This is a genomic window from Bartonella sp. MU70NMGDW, from assembly GCF_042194085.1.
GTDB lineage: Bacteria > Pseudomonadota > Alphaproteobacteria > Rhizobiales > Rhizobiaceae > Bartonella > Bartonella grahamii.
Genome location: NZ_JBHIMK010000375.1, coordinates 1 through 1,108, shown reverse-complemented (window position 1 = coordinate 1,108; position 1,108 = coordinate 1). Strand labels below are relative to the sequence as shown.

The window sequence follows — 1,108 nt, the reverse complement described above, 5'->3', positions numbered from 1 at the left end:
GAACGTATTTTGGTCGATATATGGGCCCCTGAACGATATGTGTCGCGCATCCATAAAGGAGATGAGGTAACGGCAACATTAACTGCGCAGCCAGATAAATCTTTTGTTGGCCATATTTATGCGATTGATAATATTGTTGATCCAGAAAGTCGCACGCTTCATGCTCAGGTTGAAATCAATAATGAAAAAGATACGCTCATGTCTGGTATGTCCTTTTCTGTTGTATTGCAATTTCATGGTGGTTCTTTTCCTGTCGTTAATCCTCTTGCGGTTCAATGGAATAGTAAAGGGTCATTCGTTTGGCGTGTGAGAGAAGGAAAAGTAGAGTCTATTCCCGTATCAATTATTCAGCATAAAGCGGATGAGGTTTTCGTGAAAGCTCCCCTAGAAAAGGGTGATCAAGTTGTCATTCAAGGGGTGCAAATGCTTTATCCAGGAAGTAAAGTAACTATTGATGACCCAAAGTCCCATCAACAGCAATTATCAGCGGTTTATGGAACGGATATACAATGAGCCAAGAATTAAGCACAAAACAGCCTATGTCAAAGGTGGAGCAAGGTGGTCTCATTGCCTTATTTATTCGCAGACCGGTTTTTACTTTTGTTTTAAATGCTATGATCATCATTGCAGGATTTGCAGCATGGTTGAATGTTGATGTAAGAGAATTACCCGATGTTGATACTCCAGTAACAACGATTGTGACGATGTTTTCTGGTGCATCAGCAGAAACCATTGATCGTGAAGTAACAAAAATTATAGAAGATGCGGTTTCTCGTGTTTCAGGTGTTAAGACAATTTCTTCAACATCTTCTTTTGGACGCTCTCGTGTGCAAATCAATTTTAATGTCGGTGTTGATTTGAATGTAGCGGCATCTGATATTCGTGATGCTCTGTCTCGTATTGCTTATTCTTTACCAAAAAATGCAGATACCCCTCTGATCATTAAAGCAGATTCGAATGCTGCTGCTATGATGTATTTGGTTGTGACGTCACCAACAATGAGCATTGATGATTTAACAACGATTGTAAATGATCAGATTGTTGATGCAATTTCTGCTGTTGATGGTGTTGGTGATGTACAGGTTGATAGTGCTCGCACAAAGATTTT

At 39.7% G+C, this 1,108-nt stretch carries 2 protein-coding genes; both read left to right on the top strand.

What is annotated here, in order from left to right; all coding sequences use genetic code 11:
- On the top strand, positions 1–513 hold a 513-nt coding region (locus ACFIKE_RS11085; protein WP_375649978.1), incomplete at its 5' end, for an efflux RND transporter periplasmic adaptor subunit.
- Positions 510–1,108, top strand: a 599-nt coding sequence (locus tag ACFIKE_RS11080; RefSeq protein ID WP_375649975.1) for an efflux RND transporter permease subunit, incomplete at its 3' end; no start/stop codon positions are given. The genes ACFIKE_RS11085 and ACFIKE_RS11080, both read left to right, overlap by 4 nt.